This is a genomic window from Allobosea caraganae, assembly GCF_003351345.1.
Classification (GTDB): domain Bacteria; phylum Pseudomonadota; class Alphaproteobacteria; order Rhizobiales; family Beijerinckiaceae; genus Allobosea; species Allobosea caraganae.
Genome location: NZ_QQTO01000023.1, coordinates 37,382 through 63,317, shown reverse-complemented (window position 1 = coordinate 63,317; position 25,936 = coordinate 37,382). Strand labels below are relative to the sequence as shown.

Genomic DNA, 25,936 nt, shown 5'->3' with positions numbered 1-25,936 from the left:
TAGGCTGTTTTGTATAATCTCTTGCGTCGGGATGATACCAATGAACAAAGCGGATTTCGAGCATTCGCCCAGCGGCAGCCTCGTTCCCACGGAACGCGGGCAATGGGCGTTCGTGCCGAATCCGCTGCCCCCTTTGCTCGATGAGCGAGCGAAGGCCGCATTGACGCGACCTCTCGCCGACGCCTCCGCGGCTGTGGGAGAGCTGAACGGCATCGGGCGGCTACTCCCCGATCCCTATCTGCTGATCCGTCCTCTCCAGGCGCAGGAGGCGCTGACGTCGTCGAGCATGGAGGGGACCTATACCTCCCTGAGCGATCTCCTGCTCTTGGAGGCTGGCGCGACGGAAGAGAACCGGGCTCCCGACACGCGCGAGGTTCTGAACTATCGCGTCGCACTTACTGAAGCGATCGCCAGCCTCAACGAACTTCCGTTGTCGCTCCGTACGCTCCGCGACGCGCATCGCCGCTTGCTGGGTGGCGTCGCACGGCACCGCGGCGCGAGCGTCCAGGCCGGCGAATTCAAGCGAAATCAGAACTTCATCGGCGCCTACGAGATCGAGAAGGCGAGGTTCGTCCCTCCGCCCCCGACTGAAACGCTGTCCTGCCTGGATGCGATGGAGCGCTTCATCCACCGCGAGGACCGTGATGCGCATGCGCTGATCGATGCAGCACTGCTCCACTACCAATTCGAGACGATCCACCCTTTTGCCGATGGCAATGGCCGGGTGGGCCGCATGCTGATCGTGCTCCACCTCTTCCAGTCGGGCTTGATCCGACACCCGATCCTCTATCTCAGCCCGACCTTGGAGGGGAGAAAGGACGAGTATATCGACCGCATGTACGAGGTGTCGCGCAGCGGCGACTGGCTCGGATGGATATCCTTCTTCTTGAGCGCGGTTGCGGATGCAGCGCGGCAGGCGATCGATACCGCGGACCGCCTGCGCGACGTCGAACGGAACTATCGCGCCGCACTTCAGCAGGCTGGCCGTTCGGCGAACCTGCTGGGTATCGTCGACCTGTTGTTCCGAACCCCGGCCGTGAGTATCCCTCAGGTCGCGGAACATCTTGGCGTGACCTATCGCGCCGCGCAGATGAATGTGCAATCGCTCATCGGCGCCGGTGTACTCCAGGAATATCCCGGCACATCGAACCCACGATTGTATGTCGCGCAAGACATTCTCAAAGCCATTTCCGGTGATGCATCCGATGCCTGATCTCCTGCTCGAACTCTTCTCGGAAGAGATCCCCGCCCGCATGCAGCGCAAGGCGGCGGATGACCTGAAGAAGCTCGTCACCGATGCGCTGGTCGAGCGCGGCCTCGTCTATGAGGGCGCAAAGGCCTTCGCCACACCGCGCCGGCTGGCGCTGCACGTCGCCGAGCTGCCCGTGCGCGGCCGCGATGTCCGCGAGGAGCGCAAGGGCCCGCGCGTCGGCGCGCCCGACGCCGCCGTGCAGGGCTTCCTCAAGGCTGCCGGCCTGACCTCGCTCGACCAGGCGACCATCGTCAGCGACCCGAAGAAGGGCGATTCCTACGTCGCCATCATCGAGAAGCCGGGGCAGGAGACGGTGGCGGCGATCGCCGAGATCGTGCCGCAGGTGATCCGTTCCTTCCCCTGGCCGAAATCGATGCGCTGGGGCAAGGCCTCGGCCGCCGGCGCCAGCCTGCGCTGGGTCCGCCCGCTGCACTCGATCCTCTGCACCTTCGGGCCGGAGACCGAGGAGCCGGAGGTGATCAGCCTCAACATCGATGGCATCGCCTCAGGCAACACCACCTATGGCCACCGCTTCCACGCGCCCCAAGCCATCACGGTGAAGCGCTTCGACGACTACGTGACGAGCCTGGAGAAGGCCAAGGTCGTGCTCGATGCCGACCGGCGCAAGGAGATCATCCTCACCGACGCCCGCAACCTCGCCTTCGCGCAGGGGCTCGACCTCGTCGAGGACGAGGGGCTGCTGGAGGAGGTCGCGGGGCTGGTCGAGTGGCCGGTCGTGCTGATGGGCGAGTTCGAGCAGCGTTTTCTCGAAATCCCCGGCGAGGCGATCCGCGCCACCATCCGCGCCAACCAAAAGTGCTTCGTGCTGCGCGACCCGAAGACCGGTGCGCTCGCCAACAAGTTCATCCTGGTCTCGAACCTCAACGCCAGCGATGGCGGCAAGGCCATCGTCGCCGGCAATGGCCGCGTCGTGCGCGCCCGCCTCTCCGACGCCGCCTATTTCTGGGCGACCGATCGCGGTTCGCTGCCCGATCTCGATACCTTTGAGGAGAGCGCAGGGAAGCTCGGGCTTGACCTGTCCAAGCCGCTCGACCAGCGCATGGCCAAGCTCGACAAGCTCGGCGTCGTCTTCCACGCCAAGCTCGGCACGCAAGGTGAGCGCGTGCAGCGCATCGCGGCTTTGGCGCGCGAGCTGGCCCCGATCGTCGGCGCCGATCCCGATCTGGCGGAGCGCGCCGCCAAGCTCGCCAAGGCCGACCTGCCGACTGAGATGGTCGGAGAGTTCCCTGAGTTGCAGGGGCTGATGGGCCGGAAGTACGCGGAGTTGCAGGGCGAGAACGCCTCGGTCGCGGCTGCCATCGAGGAGCACTACAAGCCGCTTGGCCCCTCCGATCGCGTGCCGACCGATCCGGTCTCGGTGGCGGTGGCGCTCGCCGACAAGCTCGACACGCTGGTCGGCTTCTGGGCGATCGATGAGAAGCCGACCGGGAGCAAGGACCCTTATGCGCTGCGGAGAGCGGCGTTGGGTGTGATCAGGTTGGTCGTTGAGAATTCAATCTCTCTTCCACTTGGCGACTACCTTGCAAAGCCGTTTGCGCGAACTGCCCGCAGCGAGCTATTTGCGGAATTCCTGAAAGCGAAGGGCGCAGTGGATGCATTGACAGCCGCGGGCCTCAATCTGGGAGGCTTGGCGCCTTCGGTCGCTGAATTGGCGAAGGTCTTTCTGGCGCGTCAAATAAATGGTGCTCAGCAAGTTTCGGAGTTGATGCTCTCGCGAGCGATAGACCTCCTCTCCTTCTTCCACGACCGCCTGAAGGTCACACTCCGCGAAGCGGGCGCCCGTCACGACCTCGTCGACGCCGTGCTGGGCGAGGGCGCCTCTAACAACGACGACCTCCTCCTGATCACCCGCCGCGTCGAGGCGCTTGGCCGCTTCCTCGATACCGAGGACGGCAAAAACCTGCTCGCGGGCTATCGCCGCGCCGCCAACATCCTCAAGGCCGAGGAGAAGAAGGATGGCGAGGGCGCCTTTGCCGGCGCGCCCGACCTCCAGCTCATCGCCGGGGCCGGGCTGATCGAGGAGAAGGCGCTCGCCGTCGCGCTCAGCCAGGCGACGCCGAAGGCCGAGGCCGCCGTCGACACGGAGGATTACGAGGGCGCCATGGCGGCGCTGGCCGAGCTTCGTCCGGCGGTCGATGCCTTCTTCGACAAGGTCACGGTCAACGATCCCGATCCGGCCCTGCGCTCCAACCGCCTGAAGCTGCTCAACCAGCTGCGCGAGGCCACCCGCGCCGTGGCGGATTTTTCGCGCATCGCCGGATAGGGCGCGGGGAACCCTTTCCCGCCTCGAAGTCGGATAAACCCGACTTCGACACTCTGAGTTCTGATCTCGGGCAAGCCCGAGATCAGTGAGAGGGCAGGGTGGGGGCCGGACGTCAGACGCGGTAGCTGTGACCCGACCGCGGCACCGTTTCGTTCTACTGGTTTAATGTCCGGCCCTCATCCGCCCCTGCCGGGGCACCTTCTCCCACACGCGAGAAGGGAAGGGCGCGCCGCGTCTCCCGCGCCCAAATAGCCCCATCCGGAACCCAATCCCCACCTGCGACGTTCTGTCCTTCGGAGCAACGCGTCGCGAGCACGTCGCGCGCAGGGCCTCCGGGGGGACCGGCTACCGGTCGCGATAAGGGATTTGAGCAATGGCTATTTTGATCTCGCTTCTGATCACCGTCCTGGTCATCGGTCTGGTGCTTTATCTGGTGCGCATGCTGCCGCTCGATGCCCAGATCAAGAACATCGTCCAGATCATCGTCATCGTGATCGGCATCATTTCGCTGCTGCGTTATCTCGCTGTTTTCTAAGAGCCATCGGGTCGATTGACGCGCGCGTCGGGTTGATCCACTCTCTCATCGGTCACGAGGCCCCGGACTTGACGTCGCGGGGCCTTTTCCGATTCGAGAGCCCCGGCGATGAATTCGCAGAACCGCACCACCCATATCCGCCTGACCTCCCATCCCGAGCCCGGCAGCGCCGCGACGCGCTTTCCCGTGCGATGGGGCGCGGATAATCCGGCGGAGCGCGGCCCGATCATCGCCTCGACCACCGCGCCGGGGGATCGCAACGTCATCGGCGCCCATGGCGGCTCCTATTCGGTCTATCGCGCGCTGGCGATCTCGGCGCGCGCGCTCAATCCGTCGCAGCGCCCGGACCTGACCAACACCCAGCCGACCACCGACATTCCGCAGCAGCCGCAATGGTCTCAAGCCGGCAGGATCGTCTCGCTCGATCCGTTCGGCCACCGCGTCGCGCAGGATTTCGGCCAGATGATCGGCGAGGGCATCGATATCCGCCCGACCATCGCGATCACCAAGGCCAGGCTGAACCTGCCCGAGATCCTCGCCGCCATGGCCGGCCACAGGCTCGCGGCCGATGACGGCATCCTGCACAAATCGGGCGATATCAGCGTCACCAAGATCGCGATCGACCCGGTGTGGCACCTGCCGGGGATCGCCGAACGTTTTGGGACCAGCGAGCAGGAGCTGCGCCGCACGCTGTTCGAGCAGACCGGCGGCATGTATCCCGAGCTCGTCACGCGGCCGGACCAGCGCGTCTTCCTGCCGCCGATCGGCTCGATCACTTGCTACATCATTGGCGAGATCTCGGCGATCACGGACCCGAAGCGCAAGGTCGCCTGCCGCGTCCATGACGAGTGCAACGGCTCCGACGTGTTCGGCTCGGACATCTGCACCTGCCGGCCCTATCTCGTGCATGGCATCGAGGAGGCGGTGCGCGAGGCCCAGGGCGGCGGTGTCGGCATCATCGTCTACAACCGCAAGGAGGGCCGGGCGCTCGGCGAGGTCACGAAGTTCCTCGTCTACAATGCCCGCAAGCGCCAGGAGGGCGGCGACTCGGCCGCGACCTATTTCGAGCGCACCGAATGCGTCGCCGGCGTGCAGGATGCCCGCTTCCAGCAATTGATGCCGGACGTGCTGCACTGGCTCGGCGTCACCCGGATCGACCGGCTGATGTCGATGTCGAACATGAAATACGACGCGATGGTCGAGAGTGGCATCGAGATCGGCGAGCGCGTCGCGATCCCGCCCGAGCTGATCCCACCCGACGCCTCGGTCGAGATCGAGGCCAAGAAGGCGGCGGGCTATTACTCGCCCGACGGGGCGCCCGGCGACAACGTGCTGAAATCGACCGTCGGCCGCGATCTCGACAAGTTCTGATGCCGGATCGTGATCCTGAATCCGCACGCCTGCTCCTCAAGCCCGCCGCCATTCGCGAGCGGGCGCAGGAGATGCTCAAGCTCGGCCTCGACGGCAAGCTGCTGCATTTCTCGGTGCATCCCGAGAAGCTGGCCGCCTGTGCCGACTATGTGCTCGACCTGATCTGCGAGGCCTATCCGACGCTCGATATCCCGTTCCATGCGCGCTGGCGGCATTTCGTCGTCGATGGCAGCGATCGTTGGCGCGCGCTCGACCGGAAGGCGAATTTCCCGGATGCGGTCGCGCGCGGCCGCGCCGCCTACGACCTCGCCATCGTCAGCGTGCTGCTCGATGCCGGCGCCGGGCCGGATTGGCGCTATCGCGACGCGCCGACCGGCAAGCAGATCGGCCGCTCGGAGGGCCTGGCGCTCGCCTCGCTCGACATGTTCGCCGCCGGCCGCTTCTCCAGCGATCCGGCGCAACCTCTGCAGGCCGACTCCACCGCGCTGAAGCGGCTCGATGCCCAGGCGCTGGCCGAGGGCTTCCAGGCCGGGCCGGGCAACCCGCTGCTGGCGCTGGAAGGCCGCGCCGCCTTGCTGAACCGCCTCGGCGAGGAGCTGGAGCGGCAGGGCCTGACACGCCCGGGCGATCTCTTCGACCGGATCAGCCGGACGGCCGCCGGCGTCTCCGTGCGTGCGAGCTATATCCTGTCCGAGGTGCTGGCCGCCTTCGGCGCCATCTGGCCGGCGCGGCTGGCTCTGGCCGGCATCCCGCTCGGCGACACCTGGCGCCATCCGCTGATCGCGCCCGAAGCCAAGACGGCCGGCTTCGTGCCCTTCCACAAGCTCTCGCAATGGCTGTCCTATTCGCTGATCGAGCCGCTGCAATGGGCCGGGATCGCCGTGCTCGACATCGACGAGCTCACCGGCCTGCCGGAATACCGCAATGGCGGGCTCTTCCTCGATCTGGGCGTGATCTCGCTCAAGGACGAGGCTGATGCCGGCCGCGCCCATGAGGTCGGCTCGACGCTGGTGGTCGAATGGCGGGCGCTGACCGTCGCGCTGCTCGACGAGGTCGGCGCGCTGATCCGCGAGCGGCTTGGCCGCACCCGCGAGGAGCTGCCGCTCGCCAAGGTGCTGGAGGGCGGCACCTGGGCGGCCGGGCGGCGCATTGCTGGGGAAAAACGCCCCGGCGGGCCTCCGCCCTTGACCATCATCAGTGACGGCACGGTATTCTGAGTTTGAGGGCTAGCGATATCTCCAGCCCTCATCCTGAGGAGCGATCCGCAAGGGTCGCGTCTCGAAGGATGCTCCAGCGCCCTCTGGACCATCCTTCGAGACGCCGCTTGAGCGGCTCCTCAGGATGAGGGCTGAGGGACAGGACGAGGGGCAAAGCGCATGACCATGCATACCGACGGCGTCACCGTCGTCGACCATCCGCTGGTGCAGCACAAGCTGACGCTGATGCGCGAGAAGGAGCGCTCGACCAAGAGCTTCCGCCAGCTCCTCAACGAGATCGGCATGCTGCTCTGCTACGAGGTCACGCGCGACCTGCCGATCGAGTTGATCGAGATCGAGACGCCGCTGCAAAAGACGATGCAGCCGATCATCGCCGGCAAGAAGCTGGTCTTCGCGCCGATCCTGCGTGCCGGCGTCGGCTTCCTGGACGGCATGCTGGAGCTCGTGCCGGCCGCCCGCGTCGCCCATATCGGGCTCTATCGCGACCCCAACACGCTCCAGGCGGTCGAGTACTACTTCAAGGCGCCCTCCGACATCGCCGACCGCATGATCGTGGTGATGGACCCGATGCTGGCGACCGCCAATTCCGCCGTCGCCGCCATGGACCGCCTCAAGGAGCGCGGCGCCAAGGACCTGCGCTTCGTCTGCCTGCTGGCGGCGCCGGAGGGCATCGCCCGCCTGCGCGGCGCCCATCCCGATGTCCGCATCTGGACCGCCGCGATCGACGAGAGGCTGAACGAGCACGGCTATATCGTGCCGGGCCTGGGCGATGCGGGTGACCGCATGTTCGGCACGCGCTGAACACGCAAAGGCCCGCCCCGTTGCCAGGGCGGGCCCGATCTGATGCGGCTGGGTCTCGGAGATCAGCCGTCCCAGATCATGCGGTCGCGCTTATTCGATCGGTTTATTCGATCACCTGCACGATGCGGCGGGTCTGCGGGTCGACCAGCACGACGCGGTTGTTCACCACGGTGTATTGATATTCCGAGGCGGTGCCGTATTCGCGCGGAACCTCGCGATAGGTCACGCCATCGCGCGGCAGCACGGAGCCGACGGCGACGGGATCGTCATAGCTGTAGGACGGCACGCGCTGCTCGACGACATAGGTGCGGAAGCGCGGGGTCTGGTCGCCGATGATCGCGCCGACGACCGCGCCGCCGACGCCGCCGACGACCGCACCGACCGGGCCGCCGACGATGGCGCCGCCGACCGCGCCGCTGGTGGCGCCGGCAGCCGCGCCACCCGTGGCGCCCTGCGGATTCTGTTGAGCGAAGGCCGTGGCCGGAATGGCTATGACGGCAGCGATAAGAGCAAGCTTCTTGAACATCTTCATTCTCCTTCCAGTGGGGAGGCTTGGGGGGAGAACGGGCGATGAGCGATGAGGTTCCGTAGTCGCGGGATAACGAGATGTTACCGATCGCGACAGGGTCGGCGATGTCTTTGCGATATCAAGGGCCGGCGTCGATGATAATCTGCACGCCTCCGCCGGCGAGGTCGATCACCTCGGTTCGCTTCGGCGCTATCCCGGGTGTGACGAAGAGTTCGTTCACGGTGGCCTCTTCCGACAGGAACAGGAAATCCGCATGGGCGCCTGATACGGGATAGGCGTCGATCGCGTGCCAGGTGCTGCGATGGAAGATGGCGCCTGTGCCGTCGAGCCGGAAGGCGCGCAGGTCGCGCGGTGCCGGCGCAGCCAAGTCCGGCGGCGCGACGACGATGATCGCGGCCGGCGCTCCGGCGAGCGGCAGCCGCGCCTCGGTGACGTGCAGGTGCCGCTCGATCATGCCGACCACGAAGGGCCGGGCGTGATAACGCACGACCTGGAGCCGGGCGACGCTCTCCGCGGCGAAGGGCTTGATCCAGATGTCGTAGCCCTCGCGGCCGGCGTCGCGCGGCCCTTCGGGGGCGAGCAGCCGGCCATAGGGCGCGAAGGCCTCGGCAGTGATGGGTTCGGCGGTGAGCGTGAAGGTCGCTGTCATGGCGCGATCGTAGCGGCTGGCGGCCAAAAGAAAACGGCGGGCCGCGAGGCCCGCCGTCAAAGCTCCGGACGTATCCGGAGGCTCAGCTCACTTCGGCGCGGCGGCCAGGATCGGGCTCAGCTTGTCGGCGTCGCGCTTGACGACGGCGGCGAAGCCGGCCGGGGTGCGCTCCTCGGCGGTCGGCATCACCGTGCCGAGGTCGAGCAGGCGCTTCTTCACGCCCTCGTCGTTGAGCGCCTTGTTGAGCGCGTCGACCAGCTTGTCGACGGCCTCCTTCGGCGTGCCCTTCGGCGCGGCGATGCCGTTCCAGGCCTCGATCTGGAATTCCGGCAGGCCGGCTTCCTTGGTGGTCGGCACGTTCGGCAGGGCCGGCGAGCGCTGGGGCGAGGCGATGGCATAGGCCTTGATCGTATCGGCCTTGACCTGCTCGGCGACGCTGACGATCTGGTCGCACATGAAGTCGACCTGGCCGGAGACGAGGTCGTTCAGGGCCGGGCCGGTGCCGCGATAGGCGACGGCGTTGAGCTTCGGCACGCCGAGCTGGCCCTTCAGCAGGGTGCAGGTCGTCCAGGACACCGAGCCGACGCCGGCATGGGCCTCGTTGAGCTTGTCCGGGTTCGCCTTCACATAGGCGACGAACTCCTTCAGGTCCTTCGCTTCCAGGTTCTTGCGCGCCACGATCAGGATCGGCGTGCCGCCGGCCAGCCCGATGGTCTGCATGCCGTTGATCGGGTCGTACTTCAGGCCGGGATAGGTGGCCGGTGCGGCCGAGAAGGTGCCGAGATGGCCCATGGCGATGGTGTAGCCGTCGGGCGGCGAGGTCAGCGCCCGGGCGATGCCGGTGGTGCCGCCGGCGCCGGCGACGTTCTCGACGACGACCTGCTGCCCCAGCGTCTTCGACATGTTCTCGCCGACGATGCGCGCGATGATGTCGGTCGGGCCGCCGGCGGCGAAGGGCACGATCATGGTGATCGGCTTGGTCGGGTAGTTCTGGGCGTTTGCAGTGCCGGCAAAGGCGAGGGCGAAGGCGGCGGCAAGGCCAAGCGTAAGTTTCTTCATTTTAGGTTGATCCTCCCTGGAGCGTAAGGGGTGGAAATGACGTGGAACGGGGCCGGCGGCAACCCCGTCATTCGGTGAAGACCTCGTCGCGCTTCTTCGACATCGCCGGCAGCAGCGCGATCACGAGCACGATGATGGAGACGATGAGCAGCCCGAGCGAGATCGGCCGGTTCTGGTAGTCGATGAAGGTGTAGAACGAGCCGCGCGAGATGATCAGCGCCTGGCGCAGCTTCTCCTCCATCAGCTTGCCCAGCACGAAGCCGAGCAGCATCGGCGCCGGCTCGAAGCCGAGCTTGATCAGGAGGTAGCCGAACAGGCCGAACAGCGCGGTGAAGGCGACGTCGACCGGCTGGTTGTTCACCGAGTAGATGCCGATGCAGCAGAAGATCAGGATCGCCGGGAACATCAGGCGGTAGGGCACCTGCAGCAGCTTCACCCAGACGCCGACCAGCGGCAGGTTGATGACCAGCAGCATCAGGTTGCCGATCCACATCGAGGCGATCATGCCCCAGAACAGCTCCGGGTTCTTGGTCATGACCTGCGGGCCGGGGATGATGCCGTGGATCGTCATCGCGCCGACCATCAGCGCCATCACCGCGTTCGGCGGGATGCCGAGCGTCAGGAGCGGGATGAAGGCGGTCTGCGCGCCGGCGTTGTTGGCCGATTCGGGACCCGCCACGCCCTCGATCGCGCCGCGGCCGAAGCGCGACGGATCCTTGGCGAGCTTCTTCTCGACCGTGTAGCTCGCGAACGGGCCGAGCACCGCGCCGTTGCCCGGCAGGATGCCGAGGATGGCGCCGATCGTGGTGCCGCGCAGGACGGGGTTGATCGACTGCTTGATGTCCTCCCAGTTCGGCAGCAGGCGGCCGATCTTGGTGCGGACGACGTCGCGCGTCTCGGGGCTCTCGAGGTTGCGCAGCACCTCGGCGAAGCCGAACACGCCCATGGCCAGCACGGCGAAGTCGATGCCGTCCGAGAGCGGCGGGAAGCCGAAGGTCATGCGCTCCTGCCCGGTCTCCAGGTCGGTGCCGACGGTGGAGAGCAAGAGGCCGAGCATGATCATGCAGAAGGCCTTCAGGATCGAGCCGCGCGCCAGCACGACGGCGAAGCACAGGCCCATCACCATCAGCGAGAAGTACTCGGCCGGGCCGAACAGCAGCGCGAGCTTGGTCAGCGGCGCGCCGAGCGCGGCGATGACCAGCGTCGCGACGCAGCCGGCGAAGAAGGAGCCGAGCGCGGCGGTGCCGAGCGCGACGCCGGCGCGGCCCTGCTTGGCCATCTGGTGGCCGTCGAGCGTGGTGACGACCGAGGTCGCCTCGCCGGGGATGTTGACCAGGATCGCGGTGGTCGAGCCGCCATATTGCGCGCCGTAATAGATGCCGGCGAGCATGATCAGCGCGCCGACCGGATCGAGCCCGAAGGTGATCGGCAGCAGCATGGCGATGGTGGCGATCGGCCCGACGCCGGGCAGCACGCCGATCAGCGTGCCGACGAGGCAGCCGACGAAGCAGAGCGCGATGTTCTGGAGCGTGAGCGCGACGCCGAAGCCGAGCGTCAGGTGGGAAATCATTTCACCCATGGTCTCAGATCCCCAGCAGCCAGGGCGCGAGCGGGATCGGCAGGCTCAACGCGTATTTGAACAGGAGGGCGCAGAAGAGCGTCATCACCACGGCGAAGATGATGAGCTCCTTCCATTTCTTGTCTTCCGCCGCCAGGCCGGAGATCAGCACGACCAGCGGGCCGGAAATGAGCAGGCCGAGCTGCGGCACCTTGAGCGAGCCGATCTCGAAGCCGCGGATGGTGAGGCCGAAGAGCACGGCGCCGCCGAGCACGAAGATGACGCCGCGCCACGACCAGCCCGAGAGTTCGTCGCCGTTATAGCGCAGCGAGCTCAGCGCCAGCAGGAGGCCGAGCCCGATGCAGATCGACGCGATCGACTTCGGCAGCATGCCGGCGCCGATCTGGCGCAGCGAGCCCATCGGCAGGTTCCAGGACAGGAAGATCGCGAGCAGTCCAAGCGCGATGATGAAGAGGCCGGCGGCCAAATCCTGTTGCGAGCGTATCCGCAGACCTTGCGCCCGCTCGATCTTATTTAAACTCATCAGGCTCCTCCGGCTTTCGACCCGTTGCGGGTCGGGCGTTTCATGTTCTGCATGGGCAGGGTGAAGGGAAGGACGTTGCTCTCGTCGATCAGCGTGACGCTCTCGCGAAGGATCGAGAGGAAGTCGTCGCGCGCGCTGAGCTTCTGCTGCGGCCGCCAGGCGACGCCGACGAGCGCGCCGGGCGGCGGCGGGTCGAGCATCGCGCCGCGCAGGCGCCGCATGGTCACGCCCGGGAAGCTCAGCCGCGAGACCCAGTCCGGCGCCAGCGCCATGCCGAGCCCGGCCGCGACGGCCGACATCATCGCCGGCTTCTCGGTCGCCTCGATCGTGACGTTGGGCACGGCGCCAACGCTCTCGAAATAGGCCATGACCAGATCGTAGGCGAAGGGACGGATGCGCTTGGAGGGCACCACGAAGGGCTCACCGACGAGGTCCGGCATCGTCAGGCTCTCGCGGGCGGCGAGCGGGTGGGCCTCGTTCAGCACCACGATGGGGCGCTCGACCCGCAGGATCTCGAAGGCGCAGTCGGTCGGCTTGCGCGGCGGGCGGGTCAGCGCGAGGTCGAGCTTGCCGGCCTCCAGCATCTGGATCAGCGCCGCCGTCATCGCCTCGACGAACTTGATCTCGGTCCCGGGATGGCGCTGGCGGAAGGCGACGAGCGCCTCCGGCACGAAGCTCGACGAGGCGGCGTCGATGGCGCCGACGCGCAGCACCTTGCTGGAGGCGAGCGAGGCCTCGCGCACGGCGCGCGAGGCGTGGTTCATCTTGACCAGGATGCCCTTGGCCTCTTCGAGCATGATCAGCCCGGCGCGGGTCAGCGCCACCTGCCGCGTGGTGCGGGTCAGGAGCGCGACGCCGAGCTCATCCTCGAGCGCGCTGATCTGGCGCGACAGGGCCGGCGGCGCCAGGCCGAGCCGCTCGGCCGCGCGGCCGAAATGCAGCTCTTCTGCCACGGCGATGAAACACCGCAGTTGCCGCACATCCATGGTGTCGTCCGCTCCCCTCTGGCGTATCGTTTGCCGATATCTTCCAGGTCGTCGTTAGCCTTGCGGCAGATGCCGGTAAAGCGACCGTAGAGCAATTCATAATTTTCTGGCAACAATGCCGGAGGTGGATTTTGCCGATCTAGAGCTTTTCCCTCGGATTCCGGTGGAACAGCCGCCCGTCGATCAGGGCGAGTCCGAGGAAGATCGCGGCCATGCCGAGGAAGTGCCTGGTCAGCAGCACCTCGCCGAGGAAGCCGGCCCCGAGCAGGATGGCGCTGACCGGAATCAGGAAGGTGACCAGCATCGCGTTGGTGCCGCCGGCCCGGCGCATGACCTGGAAGAAGATCACATAGGCCAGCGCGGTCGAGAGGATGGCGAGGCCGACCAGCGCGCCGATCGCGGTCGGCGACGGCATCGGCAGGGTCCAGGGCGGGTTGACGATGAGCACCAGCGGCAATGACATGATGCTGGTGGCGCTGAGCTGGCCGGTCGCGGTCACCAGCGGCGGCAGCTCCTTGAAGCGGCGGCCATAGAGCCCGGCGAAGCCGTAGGACAAGGCAGCGGCGAGGCAGGCGAGCTGAGGCAGCAGCGCACCGCCGAGGCCACCGACCGCATCCGGACCCATCAGGATGGCGACGCCGACGAGCCCGGCCAGTACGCCGCCCATCTTCAGCCCGGTCGCCTTTTCGTTGCTGCCGAAGACATGCGCGACGAGGACGCCGAAGACCGGCGTGGTTGCGTTCAGGATCGCGGCGAGCCCGCTGGCGATCTGCGTCTGGCCCCAGAAGATCAGCGCGAACGGGATCAGGTTGTTGAGCAGCCCCATGCCGAAGAAGGCGAGCCACATCTTGCGGCCGACGCCCATCGAGAGCCCGAGCGCCCGCACCGCGACGTGCAGCACGGCGGCCGCCAGCGCGACGCGCACCAGCACGACCGCGAGCGGCGGCCATTCGGCGACGGCGATCTTGCCGAAGAAGAAGGCGCCGCCCCAGAGCACGGACAGCACGACGAGCAGCAGCCAGTCGCGCGCGCCCATGGCGGGGGCGGAGGTTGCGGGGATCGCGGTCATAGGGCTCGCCTTTCGAAATGCCGGGCCGGTCGTCTAGCCTGGCATTTCGCTAAGCGGCGGCAGGAGGCCGGGCCACCCGGTTTCTGCCTGGAGCTTGTCTAGAGCCTGCCGTGATCTGCCAGAACCAAGCGCCGTCATCCCGGACGGAGCGCAGCGGAGCTCCGGGATCCATCATAGGGCGCTGCGGAGCCTTACGATGGATCCCGGAGCGGCGCCGCTAAAGCGGCTTGTCCGGGATGACGCGGGAGGGGAACCGCAGAGTGGCAGCCCTCAGGCCGCCTCGGAATCGCGCGCCGCCCACATCTTCTGGAAGGCCGGGCGCGCATGCAGAGCGTCGAGCCAGGCCTTGACGTTCGGGGCGGCGTCGAAGAGCTGCTGCGCCGGCTTGGCGTAGCGGATGACCTCGCCGACATTGATGTCGGCCACCGTGAAGCGCCCGCCCATGACATAGCCGCCGCCCTGGGCCAATTGCTGGTCGAGCACGGCGAAGGGGCTGGGCAGGGCGGCGAGCGCCGCAGCGGCGACGGCCGGGTCGCGCTTCTCCGGCGGGTAGGCGGCGAGGTGGTAGGTCAGGTTGAGCGCATGCGTCTCGCATTCGGTCGCGGCCCAGAGCGCCCACATCGTCGCGAGCCCTTCCTCCTGCGCATCCTTGGGCGCCAGCGGCCCGCCATGCTTGCGGGCGAGGTAAAGGTTGATCGCCAGCGACTCGTTCAGGATGAAGCCGTCATCGTCGATGGCCGGGATGCGACCGTTCGGGTTGACCTTCAGGAATTCCGGGCTGCGCGTGTGCATTGGGGCATCAGCGGCGTTCGGATCGGGCAGGCGGTAGACCTGGATCACCGGCACGTGCTGGTAGGCGAGGCCGAGCTCGTTGGCGAGCCAGACGTTGCGCGTCGCGCGCGAGCGATAGCACCCGTAGATGGTCAGCGTCATGGCTCAGAATTCCGGTGGCGGGACAGGGGAAGGCCGTTCTCCGAATCCGGCTGGATCGGAGAAATTACCTCTAAGAAGCTCAGGGCGTCTGACGCAAGGTCTCGCGCGCGATGATCAGGCGCTGGATCTCGGAGGTGCCCTCGTAGATCCGGGTGATGCGGGCGTCGCGGGCATAGCGCTCGACCGGGAAGTCGCGGCAATAGCCGGCCCCGCCATGGATCTGGATCGCGGTGTCGGTGCAGCGATGCGCCGCCTCCGAGGCGAAGAGCTTCGCCATCGAGGCCTCCTTGGCGAAGGGCTCGCCACGGTCCTTGCGGGCGGCGGCGTCGAGGATGAGCAGGCGCGCCGCGTGCAGGTCGAGCTCGCGGTCGGCGATCATCCATTGCAGGCCCTGGAAATCGCTGATCGCCTGGTCGAACTGCCGGCGCTCCCTGGCATAGGACTTGGCGGCATCCATCGCCGCCCGCGCGATGCCGAGCGAGACCGCGGCGACGCCGATGCGCCCACCCGCAAGCTCGCCGACCGCGACGCGGAAGCCGTCATTCTCCCGGCCCATCAGGCTGGCGGTGGGAATGCGGGCGCCGTCGAAATGGATCGTATTGGTGGCCGAGCCGGTCTGGCCCATCTTTGTCTCGGCCTTGCCGATGCTGACGCCCGGCGTATCGGCCGGCACGAGGAAGACCGAGATGCCCTTGCCCTTGGGGGCGTCGGAATCCGTCACGGCCCAGACCACGAAGAGCCCGGCATATTCGCCGCTGGTGATGTAGATTTTCTGGCCGTCGAGCACGTAGCTATCGCCGTCGCGCCGGGCCCGCATGCGCATCCCGGCGGGGTCGGAGCCCGCGCCGGCTTCGGTCAGGCAGAAGGCCCCGGCCGGATAGGTTCCGTCGGCGAGAAGCGGCAGATAGGTCGCCTTGTGCTCGTCCGAGCCGACGGCCTGGATGACCTCGCCGACCATGTTGGTGACGGAGGTCGTGACCGCCGTCGAGGCGCAGGCTGCGGCTAGCTCCTCCAGCGCCAGCGCGAAGGCGACCGTGCCGGCTTCGCTGCCGCCATACTCAGCCCGCACGTGCAGCGCCATGAAGCCGTTTTCGGCCAATGCCTTGAGGTTGGCGAGGAACTCGGCGCGACCCTCGCCACGGTCGAGCTTGTCGGCGAGCGGCGCCAGCCTGTCGGCGGCGAACTTGCGCGCCGTCTCGCGGATCAGCTCTTCCTCGTCGCTCAGCGCGAACTGCATGGGCGTCCCTGTCTTTTCTCGTTTGAACGGGAGCTTAGAGGCCGGGCCTCGCGCCGCCAACAGCCGCGGCCGTTCGCCCGGTCGCATCGGGAAGCGCTGAAACGCGGCAGCCCCGCCGCTGGCGCAACGGCCCTTGCGCCGCCGTCATGGACAAGCCCGGCATCGCCAACGTTAAGGTGCGGCATGGACATCCAGACCGAACGCCTCCTGCTCAGCCCGGCCCGCCTCGCAGACGTCCCCGCGCTTTTCGCGTTCCTCGGCGATGCGCGGGCGATGCAGCACACCCATCGCTGCGAGACGCTGCGCGAGTGCCGCCGCCATGTCGCCGGCCATGAATGGCAGCGCCGCAAGCGTGGCTATGCGCCCTGGACGATCCGCAGCAGGGCGGATGGCGCGGTCATCGGCTATGGCGGACTCTACGAAGACCCGTTCGACCCCGGCTGGGGCGTCGAGATCGGCTACTGGTTCGCGCCCTCGGCCTGGGGCAGGGGCTACGCGACCGAGCTGACGAACGCGAGCCTCGCGGAGGCCCGCGACCAGCTGCGCCTGGCGGAGGTCTGGGCCTTCGCCAAGCCGGAGAATCTGGGCTCGGGCCGGGTCCTGGATAAGGCGGGCTTCGAGAAGCAGCGCTATGTCCCGGAGATGGAGCGCTGGCTCTACAGGCACGGGCTGGAGGGCTGACTTCAGGCTATCGGAAACTTGCCTGTTGCCTTCGCTTCTGACTTGCTCGGTTCAGCAGTTGACAGAACGGCATTTGACACCTTTAATTACTGGCGCTACAAAAATTGTGCGCAGGGGTGAGTGTGACCACTTTCGATCCTGCGAAGAACCGCAGCAACCTCGCGAAACATGGCATTTCGTTCGCTACGGTCGAGGAATTCGATTGGGATACCGCCCTCATCGAAGAGGATCGCTCCGAGGTTTACGGAGAGCAGCGCGAGCGCGCGATCAGTTTCATTGGCGACCGTCTGTATGTCTACATCTACACGCTACGCGACGGGCATGATCATGCGATCAGCCTGCGCCTGGCGACGAAGCAGGAGGCCCGCTTCTATGCCCAGAACCGCTGATCTTGCGAGGGAAAAGGCCCGTGCTCGGGCGCTCGCGATAGCTGAGAGCATGAGCGACGAGGAGGACGCGGCTCTCACCGAGGCCGCACGTACGGATCGGGACAATCCGCCCGTTCCCGCCGACGCTCGTTTCATCAGCGCGGGCGAGGCACGTCGTCGCCCCGGCAGGCCGCGCATTCCGTCGCCCAAGCAGCAAGTAACGTTGCGGCTGGATCAGGAGGTCATCGAAGGCATGCGGGCGCTCGGCACAGGTTGGCAAGTGCGCGTCAACGCCATGCTGAAGGCTTGGCTGGCTTCGGCGAAGTGACTGTGTGACGCCTCGCGGGAGAGCGCCGCGGACATTTTCAACCAGCCAGAACCCGCTGCGGCGGGAAGGTGACCTCGACCAGCGTGCCTTCCTTCTTGACGCTGGTGATGGTCATCGCGGCGCGGTTGGCCTCGACCAGCGCCTTGGTCAGCGGCAGGCCCAGCCCCGTGCCGCCGGCCCGGCGCGTCGTCGGCACCTGCCGGAACGGCTCCAGCGCCAGCGCGATCTCGCTGTCGTCCATGCCGATGCCGGTATCGCGCACGCGCAGGATCGCCTCGCCCTGGTCGCCGAGCGCCGTGGAGACGATGACCTGCCCGCCGGCATCGGTGAACTTTACCGCGTTCGAGAGCAGGTTGATCACGATCTGGCGGATCGAGCGCTCGTCCGCCACCACCGGCGGCAGTTTTGGCGACAGGCCGGAGCGCAACACGACGCGGCCGCGCTGCGCCTCCGGCTGCAGCAGGCTCACGGCGGACAGCGCGATCTCGTTCAGGTTGACGCTGACGAAGTCGAGGTCGAGCTTGCCGGCCTCGATCTTGGCGAGGTCGAGCAGGTCGTTGACCAGGCTGATGACGTAGCCGCCCGACTGGTGGATGTCGCGCAGGTATTCCTTGTAGCGCTCGTTGGCGATCGGCCCGAAGCGCTCCTCCGCCATCACCTCGGCAAAGCCGATGATCGCGTTGAGCGGCGTGCGGATCTCGTGGCTGATCTTGGCAAGCACGTCGGATTTCTGCGCGCTCGCCTTCTCGGCCGCCTTGCGCGCCTCGACCAGCTCGCCCTCGGTCTTCTTCCAGGCGGTGATGTCGCGCAGCACGGCGCAGAAGCGGCGCTCGGCCCCATCGGCGATCTGGCCCATGGTCATGAACAGCGGGATGCGCCCACCCTGGCGCACGCGGCCGGAGACCTCGCGGCCATCATTCATCACCGAGGCGACGCCGCCGCCCTTCAACCCTTCGAGATAGTCGAGCGCCGGCGCATGGCTCTCCGGCGCGAAGAGCAGGGTGAACAGCTCGCCGGTGACCTCGCGCTGGTCGTAGCCGAACAGCGCCTCGGCGGTCTTGTTGAGCGAGAGGATGCGGCCGCGCTCGTCGATGGTGACGACGCCGTCGGTGGCGGTGTCGAGGATCGCCATCATCTCGCCGATGCGGGCCTCGCGCGCCTCGATGTCGAGCGTGAGCGCATCGACCCGGGCCGAGATCTCGGCCTCCTCGGCCTCGAATTCGGCCGCGAGCTCGGCTTCCTCTGCCTCTTCGGGGGTGAGCGCCTTGACCGCGCCGCCGCCATCCGGGTGGCGGAAGGCCATCAGCGTCGCCGGCTCGCCGAGCCAGGAGATGCTGGAGAGCCGCGCGTCGACGCTGATCAGGTGGCCGAGCCGGTCGACCAGCACCATGGCGCCACCATCGGCCCGTGCCGCGCCCTTGATCAGCCGGCTGACGCCGCCCTTCGAGGTGAGGTCGGCAAGATCGGCGTAGTCGAGCAGGTCGAGCAGCGTGCGGTTGGCGTAGAGCGGGTCCTCGCCGCGGTTGACCAGCACCGCGATCGGCAGCTTGTCGAGCACGTCGGCATGCGAATTCGGCTGGCGTGGACGCCCAAGCGCGGGCGCGGCCTCGTCCAGAAGCGCGCCATGGGCCGAGCCGAGCAGCGGCTCGGCGGCGGGCTCTTCGGTCGTCGTCTCGCCCGGCAGGATCGGCGTTGCAGCGTCTTTGCCAGCACCGGCCTTCCGCTTGTCCTTGGACTGCGGCTCCTCGGTGCTCGCCGGAACGGCTTCCTTGAGGCGCATGGGCGAGGCGGCGGGCAGGCGCGGATCGGTCTCATCGTCGCCGGCGATGCGGGCGCCGAGCGCCTTGGCGATCTCGCGGAAGGCATTGCGCTCGGCCGAGCTCAGCACTGCCTTCGACGGTTCGAGCACGGGCCGCACAGATGCCAGATGGCCGTTGCGCAGCGGCACGACATTGGCGCCGGGCTGAGGCTCCACCGGCGCGGGGGGAGCTTCGGCCTGCGGTTCCGCTTCGGCTCCGGCCGCCTCGGTCTCCGCGTTGATTTCGGTCGCAGCTTCCTGGTCGGCCTCGGCGATCTCGGTCTCGCCGGGCGCCTCGGTCGCAGTGGCTTCCTCCAGCCGGTCGGCCTCGGACATCAGCTCCTGCGACGCTTCAATGGCCTCTTCGCTGGCAGCATCCGCGACCGCTTCGTCTTCGGAGCGGGCATCCGCAAGGATATCCTGCTCGGCGGCAGTCTCCGGCGGAGCGAGGGGAGCCAATTCGGGCAACGTCTCCCGCTCGGTCATCCGGGCAAGGCCGAAGCCACGGAAGCCTGCGAGGCCGCGATTCGCATCGAGCACCGGCACGCCGGACAGCTCGACCCGCACGCCCTTATTCGGCTCGGCCGTCTGCCACAGCACGGAATAGCCGCTCCAGGTCGCGGTACCAGCGAGCTTCGCGGCGAGCGTCTCGCCGCGGTCGATCACCTCGCGCCCGATCAGCTCGGACCAGGCCCGGCCCAGCATGGCTGCTGCTGCCTCGGCACCGATCACCTCGGCGATGTCGCCGGAGACGCTGGTGAGGTGGCCGGCCGCATCGCTCTGCCAGAGGAAGCGCACCGTTGCGCGCTTGGGGGCGGCCGGAGCAGCAGGGGCCGGGTTTTCAGCCTGGGGAGCGGGCGGGACAATCGGCTCCGCTATCGGTTGAGGCTCCGGAGAGGCGGGAGCAGATGCCGGCACGGTGATGCCGAGCCGCCGCAGTTCGGACGCTGCGATGGTGATCGCCAGCACCGGCTCGCCGCCTTCGGCCAGCAACAGCTTGCAGCCGCAGGTGACGAGCGCGGCGGTGAAGCCCGGCTTCAGCCGCAGCCGCTCCAGCCGCAGGGCGTCCTGCGAGGCGAGGCCGCCGGCGAGCAGCTTCAGCCGGTCGCGCGTCGCGAGCGGCAGGGATGCGCTGTCCCAGTCGCGTCCGAGCAGAATGCGCGCGGCGGCGTTGGCAAAGCCCGGCCGGGCCGCGTCCCTGTCCCAGAGGATCAGCGCGCCGCCAGCAGCGTACGGGGCCAGCGCGGCGTCCTTCGCCGCTTCTGTCCCTAGTCGCGCCCAGTCCTGTCCGGCTTCGCTCATCTCGATCCGTTGCCTGCCGCCATATGACCCGACGCCGATATGGCTAACAAAGCTTTAATAGCGCCCGAACGTTTGCAAATCCATGGAACCCGGACGATCTCTCCCGCGTCTCATCGAAACAGCGTTAACACGGCCGGGGAGGGCGTGTGGAAACCCAGGGCCGGATTTCCGCCTGAGTTGTGCGCTAGGCTCCACGAAGCCTTTGGTGAAGAGGCGACGCGGATTTTTATCTGCAATCACCCGGCTTTAGCGTCGCCCTGCGTCAGGTTGTCATCGCGTTGCAATAATGATATTGCACTGCACAATCATAAGATCGCGTGCCGCCAGGCAGGGAGGATGACCCATGAACGGCAAGACCCCTTACGAGATTCCCACCGAGATGCGCGAGTTCGCCGAGCGCAGCGTCGAGCAGGCCCGCAAGGCTTTCGACGGCTTCATCGACGCCGCCCACAAGGCCGTCGATGGCGCGCATGGCTCGGCTGAGTCGGCCCGGGTGAACACCCAGGACGCCACCCGCAAGGCGATGTCCTATGCCGAGAACAACGTCACTGCCGCGTTCGACCTCGCCCAGAAGCTGGTCAAGTCGAAGGACCTCACCGAGGTCATGCAGCATCAGTCCGAGTTCATGAAATCACAGATGACCGCCCTGCAGACGCAGCTCAAGGATATCGGCGCTGCGGCCCAGGACATCGCGACCAAGGCGGCGGATACCGTCACCAAGGCCACGAAGGCGAAGTGAGCCGCGGGCGGCGTTCCGCCGCCCTGCCGGCCGTCACATTGAGGTCGGATGCCGGGCCGCAGCGCCCGGCTTGCGCCGTTTGATCGCAAAGGGAGAACCGCGATGGCTAAGTCTGCTACGCCGAAGGGCCCGTCCAAGGCCCCGATCAGCCTGGCTCCGGTCAAGGCCATGTCGAACACCCCCGCGAGTGAGACGGTCACCGCCCCGGCTCCCGCTCCGCTGGCCAAGCCGGTGGTGAGCGCAGTCGCTCCGGCGCCCGCGCCGGTCAAGCCTCCCGAGGCGGTCGCCCCGGTGGCCGCTGCTCCAGTTCCTGCTAAGCCGGCCGCTCCCGCTGCCGTGACCCCCGCCGCCTCCGTCTTGGCGCCGGTGACGGCTGCTCCGCCGAAGGTCGAGGCGAAGGCGCCCGCGCCCAAGCTTGAGGTGGTGAAGAGCGAGACCAAGCCCGCCGCCCCGGTCAAGGCCGAGGCCCCGCCCGCCAAGCCGGCCGCCCCGGCTCCGAAGGCGGCTGCGCCTGCCAAGGCTCCGGTGAAGGCCGCTGCCAAGAAGTCCGGCGCTCGCGTCGCCTCGGGCAAGGTCAAGATCGAGAAGCCCAGCACTGCCGCCAAGCCCGCTACTGCCGCCAAGCCTGCCGCGGCCAAGCCTGCCGCCGCCAAACCTGCTCCTGCCGCCGCCAAGCCGCATGCGCCCGCCGTAGCCGCGACCATCGCCAAGGCGACCGCTGCCGCCGAGAGCGTCGCCAAAGCCGCCATCGCACCCGCGCCCGCAGTGCCTCTCGCCAAGCCGGCCGCGACTCTGACCATCGCCGATATCGGCCGCCCCGCCGCCGAGGCGGGCGCCGCCATGGCGCGCGCCGGCACCGAGGCTGTGGAAAAGGTCACCGCCCCGGTCGTCGAGGCCGTCCAGAAGCTGACGCGCTTCGCGCCGGCCGCCACGCCGAAGCTGCCCAAGCCGCCGGCATTCGCCAGCCTGACCGCCTCCACCCTGATGACCCAGACGCTCGCCATGACCCGCGCGGTCGGCGCGCTCCAGGCCAAGGTGCTGGACCATGCCTGCGCCGAGCTGAAGGCGACCCTGGGCGAGGCCGAGACGCTGGCCAAGACCGACAGTGCCGCCGACGCGATCGCGTTCCAGGCCAAGGCCCTGCGTCGCGCCTTCGAGTCCTATTCGACCCATCTGACCGATCTGGCGCGCACCGCCCAGACCGTTCTGGAGCAGGATTGACGATCGCCAGCGCGCTGCGCCGGTTTTTCAGCCGGCACAGTGCATTTCGGCGGTTGCAATCGGGCGGCGGCGGCTCTAGGTTCCGCGCCGCCGACCACCGCGCCTGATCGCGGGATCGCGAAGGCGCCCAGGTGCCGTGCAGCCATAGCTCAGTTGGTTAGAGCGCTAGATTGTGGATCTAGAGGTCCCCCGTTCAAGCCGGGGTGGCTGTACCATCCGGACTTCCCCATCCGGTTCCAGGACAAGTGCCGGATGCGAGTCTTCCCTGTGGGCCGCTCATGCCCGCGCTCTTGAACCTCCTGAACCGCTCGCCATATTTTGCATAAGCGAAAGGGTTCGCCTTTCGCCTCAGGGTGCTGCCCCAAGCGGGCCTTGACCAAGATAGAGGCGCCTTTCGGGGGCTTCAGTATGACGCGCACGCCTAGCCTGTCTCACCCGTTCCTGCTCGGGTTCGATGATATCGAACGCGCGCTCGACCGGGTCACGAAAGGCGCGAGCGAAGGCTACCCGCCCTACAACATAGAGCGGATGCCGCGCACGGAGGACGAGCCGGATCGGCTCCGGATCACGCTCGCGGTTGCGGGGTTTGCTCGCGACCAGCTCGAGATCACGCTGGAAGAAAACCAGCTGACCATTCGCGGCCGCCAGAGCGATGACAAGAGCCGGCAATTCCTTCACCGCGGTATCGCCGCGCGTCAGTTCCAACGCTCCTTCCTGCTCGCCGACGGCATGCAGGTGATGGGGGCGGACTTATCCAACGGCTTGTTGGCCATCGATCTGGTCAGGCCGGAACCGGAGCGGCTCATCCGGCGTATCGATATTATTAGCCGGGACTGAGTCAGTATCGGAACGAGTGCTTCGCGGTTTGCGTTCGTTCCAGACAGATGACCTGAAATCAAACCGCCATTCGCACTGCTCTGAAGGAGGGCGCGATGACCAACGATGCCGATACCCTTCGTACCTCGCCTCTGACCCCGGCCGAATTCGCGGCTCTCGGCACCGGCGAAGTCGCTTATCTCAAGCCGATGAGCTCGGAAGAGCTGCTGCGGATCTTTCCGCAGGCTCCGGAAATCCAGCCGGGCCTCAAGCTCTTCGCCCTGCTCTCCGCTGACGGCGCCCCGATCCTCGTGACCGATTCGCGCGAAGCCGCGACGGCCAACGCCTGGGAGCACGACCTGCGCATGGTCAGCCTCCACTAAGAGCTTGCCTCAGGCCGCCATCCCCGCGATGGCGGCCTGGAGCCGCGCCAGGTCTGATGGCGTCGACAGGCGGTGATCGCCATCCTTGATCAGCGTCAGCACGACCGGATCCCCGCTCAGGTGCTCGACCAGCTTCACGGCCTGCTGCCAGGGCACGTCCGGGTCCTTCATGCCCTGGAGGATGTGGACCGGGCAGCCGGTCCTGATCTCGCCGCCGAACATCAGGTGCCTGCGCCCATCCTCGATCAGCTTGCGCGTGATCGGCGTCGGGTCCGGCGAATAGGCGGACTGTCTGAGCCAGGCGCCTTCGCTCATGATCGTGTTGCGGATGTCCTCGGGCATCCGCGCCCACATCAGCTCTTCGGTGAAGTCGACGGCCGGCGCGATCAGCACCATGCCGGAAGGCGCCAACGCCGTGCCCTGGAGTTTGCGCGCAGCGAGCAGCGCCAGCCAGCCGCCCATCGAGGAGCCGACCAGGATCGGCCGGCTCTTGCAGCGTGCGGCGATGACGGCGAGCGCGTCCTCGAGCCAATGCGAGATCGTCCAACGGGCGAAATCGGCGCTGGATTCGCCGTGGCCGGCATAGTCGAAGCGCAGGAAGCTGCGCCCGGCCGCGCCGGCCCAGCTCGCCAGGGCCTCGGCTTTGGTGGCGCGCATGTCCGAGACGAAGCCGCCGAGCCAGACCACCGGCGCGCCGGTCCCGTCCTGGTAAAGATGCGCGATCCGGCGGCGTTCTTCGCCTTGTCCGACCTCGAGCCATTGCGGGGCGGGCTGCTGCACCTCAAATCTCCTGTGACGAATCCGCGTTGCCGAGCAATTATAGGCTGCCGGCGCGGCGTGCACGTGGTCATACTGCGGCGCCTGAATTGGCGGCCCGAACCGAAGGATTATTTTGTACCGGTGAGCATGTCCTTCCAGCCAGGCGCGCATCTGTCGCTGCCGTCGACGGAGACGCATCCGCTGAGCGGGCGCACGATCCTGCAGATCATCCCCGATCTCGAGGCCGGCGGCGCCGAGCGCACGGCGGTCGATATCGCGCAGGGTCTGACCGAGGTCGGAGCCCGCGCGCTCGTCGCCACCGAGGGCGGCCGGCTCGTCGCGGAATTGCAGGCCAAGGGCGGGGTCTGGCTGCCATTCCCGGCCGCGACCAAGAACCCGCTCTCGATGGCGCTCAACGTCCGCAAGCTCGTGCTGCTCTGCAAGCATGAGGGGGTCGAGCTCGTCCATGCCCGCTCGCGCGCTCCAGCCTGGGTGGCGCTCGCCGCCTGCAAGGCGTTGAAGCTGCCCTTCGTCACCACCTATCACGGCTCCTATGCCAGCCGCTCGGCGGTGAAGACGCTGTACAACTCGGTGATGGCGCGCGGCGACGTCGTCATCGCCAATTCCGGCTATACGGCCGACCTGATCCTGGCCAAGCACGGCTTTGCCCGCGACCGCATCCGCGTCGTCCATCGTGGCACCAACTTCGCGGCCTTCGCGCCCTCGGCCGTTGGGCCCGAGCGCATCCAGGCGCTGCGCCAGGCCTGGGGCGTCGAGCCGCATCACCGTATCGTGCTCTTGCCGGGCCGGCTCACCGGCTGGAAGGGGCAGAAGGTCCTGATCGAAGCCGCAAAAATCCTGCGCGACGGCGGCGACGCGGACACCGCCTTCATCCTCGCCGGCGACCATCAGGGCCGCGACGGCTACGTCAAGGAACTCGACCAGGCCATCGCCAAGGCCGGGCTCGAAGGCCGGGTCAAGCGCGTCGGCCATTGCGCCGACATGCCGGCGGCGCTGCTGGCGGCGGCCGTGGTCGCGGTGCCTTCGACCGAGCCGGAGGCCTTCGGCCGCGTCGCGGTCGAGGCGCAGGCCATGGGCGCGCCCGTCGTGGTCTCCGATCTCGGCGCCGTGCCGGAGACGGTGCTCGCCCCGCCGCAGACCGCGCCTGCCGAGCGCACCGGCTGGCGCGTGCCGCCGGGCGACGCGGCTTCGCTGGCCGCGAGCCTCGCGGAGGCGCTCGCCTTGCGCCCCTCGGCGCGCGACGCCTTGGCCGGCCGCGCCCGCCTGCATGTCGAGCGGCACTTCTCATTGGAGACGATGGTGAGGGAAACGCTCGACGTCTACTGCGCGTTGCTGGGGCGCTGAGAGCCTGTTTGATACTTCTACTGCCGAGGCCGTCTGACGCGGCTAGCTGCGCTTCCGGCGCTCACGTGCCAAGGTACGTTCAGCGTCGGTTCTCGACGGCCGCGCCAGCCATTTCGCGCCAGCGAAGTAGCAAACAGGCGCTGAGAGCTGTT

General features: G+C 67.6%; 25 protein-coding genes and 1 tRNA gene. 15 read left to right on the top strand and 11 right to left on the bottom strand.

Annotated features, from left to right (window positions below; translation table 11 throughout):
- Positions 1-40 precede the first annotated feature (40 nt).
- From DWF00_RS19105 to upp, 6 genes are all read left to right on the top strand, one after another.
- Positions 41-1,213 (top strand): Fic family protein, encoded by a 1,173-nt coding sequence (locus DWF00_RS19105; RefSeq protein WP_181832724.1) that lies wholly within the window; start codon positions 41-43, stop codon positions 1,211-1,213.
- Entirely contained in the window at positions 1,206-3,536 is a 2,331-nt protein-coding gene (glyS, locus tag DWF00_RS19100) for a glycine--tRNA ligase subunit beta (RefSeq protein WP_114830420.1), read from the top strand. Before DWF00_RS19105 ends, glyS begins: the two co-directional genes overlap by 8 nt.
- 373 nt (positions 3,537-3,909) lie before the next feature.
- Entirely contained in the window at positions 3,910-4,071 is a 162-nt protein-coding gene (locus tag DWF00_RS29520; RefSeq protein WP_181832723.1) for a Thivi_2564 family membrane protein, read from the top strand.
- A 108-nt stretch (positions 4,072-4,179) separates the two neighbouring features.
- The gene (locus DWF00_RS19095; protein WP_114830217.1) at positions 4,180-5,442 is read left to right on the top strand and encodes a GTP cyclohydrolase II; all 1,263 of its coding nucleotides are present in this window, start codon (positions 4,180-4,182) and stop codon (positions 5,440-5,442) included.
- Positions 5,442-6,659 (top strand): URC4/urg3 family protein, encoded by a 1,218-nt coding sequence (locus DWF00_RS19090; RefSeq protein ID WP_114830216.1) that lies wholly within the window; start codon positions 5,442-5,444, stop codon positions 6,657-6,659. The genes DWF00_RS19095 and DWF00_RS19090 overlap by 1 nt, the downstream gene beginning before the upstream one ends.
- Positions 6,660-6,824: 165 nt before the next feature.
- Positions 6,825-7,460, top strand: a complete 636-nt coding sequence (upp, locus tag DWF00_RS19085; protein WP_114830419.1) for a uracil phosphoribosyltransferase — start codon at positions 6,825-6,827, stop codon at positions 7,458-7,460.
- Between the two features lie 103 nt (positions 7,461-7,563).
- Here the strand turns inward: upp and DWF00_RS19080 are convergent, their stop codons facing one another.
- The 9 genes from DWF00_RS19080 to DWF00_RS19040 form a co-directional block, all read right to left on the bottom strand.
- On the bottom strand, positions 7,564-7,986 hold the full coding sequence (locus DWF00_RS19080) for a DUF1236 domain-containing protein (RefSeq protein WP_114830418.1): 423 nt from the start codon (positions 7,984-7,986) through the stop codon (positions 7,564-7,566).
- 121 nt (positions 7,987-8,107) lie between these two features.
- Positions 8,108-8,638, bottom strand: coding sequence for an ureidoglycolate lyase (locus DWF00_RS19075; RefSeq protein ID WP_147283727.1), 531 nt, complete (start codon positions 8,636-8,638; stop codon positions 8,108-8,110).
- Between the two features lie 87 nt (positions 8,639-8,725).
- Positions 8,726-9,697: a tripartite tricarboxylate transporter substrate-binding protein gene (locus DWF00_RS19070; RefSeq protein ID WP_114830214.1), complete on the bottom strand. Its 972-nt coding sequence runs from the start codon at positions 9,695-9,697 to the stop codon at positions 8,726-8,728.
- A gap of 67 nt (positions 9,698-9,764) precedes the next feature.
- The gene (locus DWF00_RS19065; protein WP_114830213.1) at positions 9,765-11,276 is read right to left on the bottom strand and encodes a tripartite tricarboxylate transporter permease; all 1,512 of its coding nucleotides are present in this window, start codon (positions 11,274-11,276) and stop codon (positions 9,765-9,767) included.
- Between the two features lie 4 nt (positions 11,277-11,280).
- Positions 11,281-11,799 carry a tripartite tricarboxylate transporter TctB family protein gene (locus DWF00_RS19060; protein WP_114830212.1) on the bottom strand — a complete coding sequence of 173 codons (519 nt, stop codon included), beginning with the start codon at positions 11,797-11,799 and terminating at the stop codon, positions 11,281-11,283.
- Complete coding sequence (locus DWF00_RS19055; RefSeq protein ID WP_114830211.1) at positions 11,799-12,785, bottom strand: LysR family transcriptional regulator; 987 nt, start codon at positions 12,783-12,785, stop codon at positions 11,799-11,801. The genes DWF00_RS19060 and DWF00_RS19055 overlap by 1 nt, the downstream gene beginning before the upstream one ends.
- 139 nt (positions 12,786-12,924) lie before the next feature.
- Entirely contained in the window at positions 12,925-13,854 is a 930-nt protein-coding gene (locus tag DWF00_RS19050; RefSeq protein WP_245974080.1) for a DMT family transporter, read from the bottom strand.
- A gap of 270 nt (positions 13,855-14,124) precedes the next feature.
- Complete coding sequence (locus DWF00_RS19045; protein ID WP_114830210.1) at positions 14,125-14,787, bottom strand: glutathione S-transferase family protein; 663 nt, start codon at positions 14,785-14,787, stop codon at positions 14,125-14,127.
- 79 nt (positions 14,788-14,866) lie between these two features.
- Entirely contained in the window at positions 14,867-16,024 is a 1,158-nt protein-coding gene (locus tag DWF00_RS19040) for an acyl-CoA dehydrogenase family protein (protein WP_114830209.1), read from the bottom strand.
- Positions 16,025-16,207: 183 nt separating this feature from the next.
- Here DWF00_RS19040 and DWF00_RS19035 point away from each other — a divergent pair, with 183 nt between their 5' ends.
- From DWF00_RS19035 to DWF00_RS19025, 3 genes are all read left to right on the top strand, one after another.
- On the top strand, positions 16,208-16,705 hold the full coding sequence (locus tag DWF00_RS19035) for a GNAT family N-acetyltransferase (protein ID WP_114830208.1): 498 nt from the start codon (positions 16,208-16,210) through the stop codon (positions 16,703-16,705).
- 122 nt (positions 16,706-16,827) lie between these two features.
- Positions 16,828-17,094, top strand: coding sequence for a BrnT family toxin (locus tag DWF00_RS19030; RefSeq protein ID WP_210207902.1), 267 nt, complete (start codon positions 16,828-16,830; stop codon positions 17,092-17,094).
- Between the two features lie 49 nt (positions 17,095-17,143).
- A complete protein-coding gene (locus DWF00_RS19025; RefSeq protein ID WP_114830416.1) occupies positions 17,144-17,401 on the top strand; it encodes a BrnA antitoxin family protein in 258 nt (85 codons plus the stop codon).
- A gap of 37 nt (positions 17,402-17,438) precedes the next feature.
- Here the strand turns inward: DWF00_RS19025 and DWF00_RS19020 are convergent, their stop codons facing one another.
- Complete coding sequence (locus DWF00_RS19020; protein WP_245974078.1) at positions 17,439-20,501, bottom strand: sensor histidine kinase; 3,063 nt, start codon at positions 20,499-20,501, stop codon at positions 17,439-17,441.
- Positions 20,502-20,844: 343 nt separating this feature from the next.
- Here DWF00_RS19020 and DWF00_RS19015 point away from each other — a divergent pair, with 343 nt between their 5' ends.
- The 5 genes from DWF00_RS19015 to DWF00_RS18995 all read left to right on the top strand — a co-directional run bounded on the left by DWF00_RS19015 (position 20,845) and on the right by DWF00_RS18995 (position 23,660).
- Positions 20,845-21,240, top strand: coding sequence for a phasin (locus tag DWF00_RS19015; RefSeq protein WP_114830206.1), 396 nt, complete (start codon positions 20,845-20,847; stop codon positions 21,238-21,240).
- A gap of 102 nt (positions 21,241-21,342) precedes the next feature.
- Entirely contained in the window at positions 21,343-22,461 is a 1,119-nt protein-coding gene (locus tag DWF00_RS30005; RefSeq protein WP_181832722.1) for a hypothetical protein, read from the top strand.
- A gap of 138 nt (positions 22,462-22,599) precedes the next feature.
- A tRNA-His gene (locus tag DWF00_RS19005) sits at positions 22,600-22,676 on the top strand.
- A 193-nt stretch (positions 22,677-22,869) separates the two neighbouring features.
- Positions 22,870-23,298 carry an Hsp20 family protein gene (locus tag DWF00_RS19000; protein ID WP_114830414.1) on the top strand — a complete coding sequence of 143 codons (429 nt, stop codon included), beginning with the start codon at positions 22,870-22,872 and terminating at the stop codon, positions 23,296-23,298.
- A gap of 95 nt (positions 23,299-23,393) precedes the next feature.
- A complete protein-coding gene (locus DWF00_RS18995; protein WP_114830205.1) occupies positions 23,394-23,660 on the top strand; it encodes a BQ00720 family protein in 267 nt (88 codons plus the stop codon).
- A 9-nt stretch (positions 23,661-23,669) separates the two neighbouring features.
- On the opposite strand, the gene DWF00_RS18990 is transcribed toward DWF00_RS18995, so the two are convergent.
- On the bottom strand, positions 23,670-24,440 hold the full coding sequence (locus DWF00_RS18990) for an alpha/beta hydrolase (protein WP_245974076.1): 771 nt from the start codon (positions 24,438-24,440) through the stop codon (positions 23,670-23,672).
- Positions 24,441-24,566: 126 nt separating this feature from the next.
- Between DWF00_RS18990 and DWF00_RS18985 the strand changes: the two genes are divergently transcribed.
- Positions 24,567-25,784 (top strand): glycosyltransferase family 4 protein, encoded by a 1,218-nt coding sequence (locus DWF00_RS18985; RefSeq protein ID WP_114830203.1) that lies wholly within the window; start codon positions 24,567-24,569, stop codon positions 25,782-25,784.
- Positions 25,785-25,936: the final 152 nt, after the last annotated feature.

Bases quoted from the DNA above. Each gene is read 5' to 3' on its own strand.
- DWF00_RS19035 (WP_114830208.1), top strand. From the start codon at position 16,208: ATGGACATCCAGACCGAACGCCTCCTGCTCAGCCCGGCCCGCCTCGCA.
- DWF00_RS19075 (WP_147283727.1), bottom strand. From the start codon at position 8,638: ATGACAGCGACCTTCACGCTCACCGCCGAACCCATCACTGCCGAGGCC.
- DWF00_RS19105 (WP_181832724.1), top strand. From the start codon at position 41: ATGAACAAAGCGGATTTCGAGCATTCGCCCAGCGGCAGCCTCGTTCCC.
- DWF00_RS19020 (WP_245974078.1), bottom strand. From the start codon at position 20,501: ATGAGCGAAGCCGGACAGGACTGGGCGCGACTAGGGACAGAAGCGGCG.
- DWF00_RS19000 (WP_114830414.1), top strand. From the start codon at position 22,870: ATGACGCGCACGCCTAGCCTGTCTCACCCGTTCCTGCTCGGGTTCGAT.
- DWF00_RS19090 (WP_114830216.1), top strand. From the start codon at position 5,442: ATGCCGGATCGTGATCCTGAATCCGCACGCCTGCTCCTCAAGCCCGCC.
- DWF00_RS19070 (WP_114830214.1), bottom strand. From the start codon at position 9,697: ATGAAGAAACTTACGCTTGGCCTTGCCGCCGCCTTCGCCCTCGCCTTT.
- DWF00_RS19050 (WP_245974080.1), bottom strand. From the start codon at position 13,854: ATGACCGCGATCCCCGCAACCTCCGCCCCCGCCATGGGCGCGCGCGAC.
- DWF00_RS18995 (WP_114830205.1), top strand. From the start codon at position 23,394: ATGACCAACGATGCCGATACCCTTCGTACCTCGCCTCTGACCCCGGCC.
- DWF00_RS19040 (WP_114830209.1), bottom strand. From the start codon at position 16,024: ATGCAGTTCGCGCTGAGCGACGAGGAAGAGCTGATCCGCGAGACGGCG.
- DWF00_RS30005 (WP_181832722.1), top strand. From the start codon at position 21,343: ATGGCTAAGTCTGCTACGCCGAAGGGCCCGTCCAAGGCCCCGATCAGC.
- glyS (WP_114830420.1), top strand. From the start codon at position 1,206: ATGCCTGATCTCCTGCTCGAACTCTTCTCGGAAGAGATCCCCGCCCGC.
- DWF00_RS18985 (WP_114830203.1), top strand. From the start codon at position 24,567: ATGTCCTTCCAGCCAGGCGCGCATCTGTCGCTGCCGTCGACGGAGACG.
- DWF00_RS19015 (WP_114830206.1), top strand. From the start codon at position 20,845: ATGAACGGCAAGACCCCTTACGAGATTCCCACCGAGATGCGCGAGTTC.
- DWF00_RS19080 (WP_114830418.1), bottom strand. From the start codon at position 7,986: ATGTTCAAGAAGCTTGCTCTTATCGCTGCCGTCATAGCCATTCCGGCC.
- DWF00_RS19095 (WP_114830217.1), top strand. From the start codon at position 4,180: ATGAATTCGCAGAACCGCACCACCCATATCCGCCTGACCTCCCATCCC.
- DWF00_RS19055 (WP_114830211.1), bottom strand. From the start codon at position 12,785: ATGGATGTGCGGCAACTGCGGTGTTTCATCGCCGTGGCAGAAGAGCTG.
- DWF00_RS19025 (WP_114830416.1), top strand. From the start codon at position 17,144: ATGAGCGACGAGGAGGACGCGGCTCTCACCGAGGCCGCACGTACGGAT.
- DWF00_RS29520 (WP_181832723.1), top strand. From the start codon at position 3,910: ATGGCTATTTTGATCTCGCTTCTGATCACCGTCCTGGTCATCGGTCTG.
- DWF00_RS19045 (WP_114830210.1), bottom strand. From the start codon at position 14,787: ATGACGCTGACCATCTACGGGTGCTATCGCTCGCGCGCGACGCGCAAC.
- DWF00_RS19060 (WP_114830212.1), bottom strand. From the start codon at position 11,799: ATGAGTTTAAATAAGATCGAGCGGGCGCAAGGTCTGCGGATACGCTCG.
- upp (WP_114830419.1), top strand. From the start codon at position 6,825: ATGCATACCGACGGCGTCACCGTCGTCGACCATCCGCTGGTGCAGCAC.
- DWF00_RS19065 (WP_114830213.1), bottom strand. From the start codon at position 11,276: ATGGGTGAAATGATTTCCCACCTGACGCTCGGCTTCGGCGTCGCGCTC.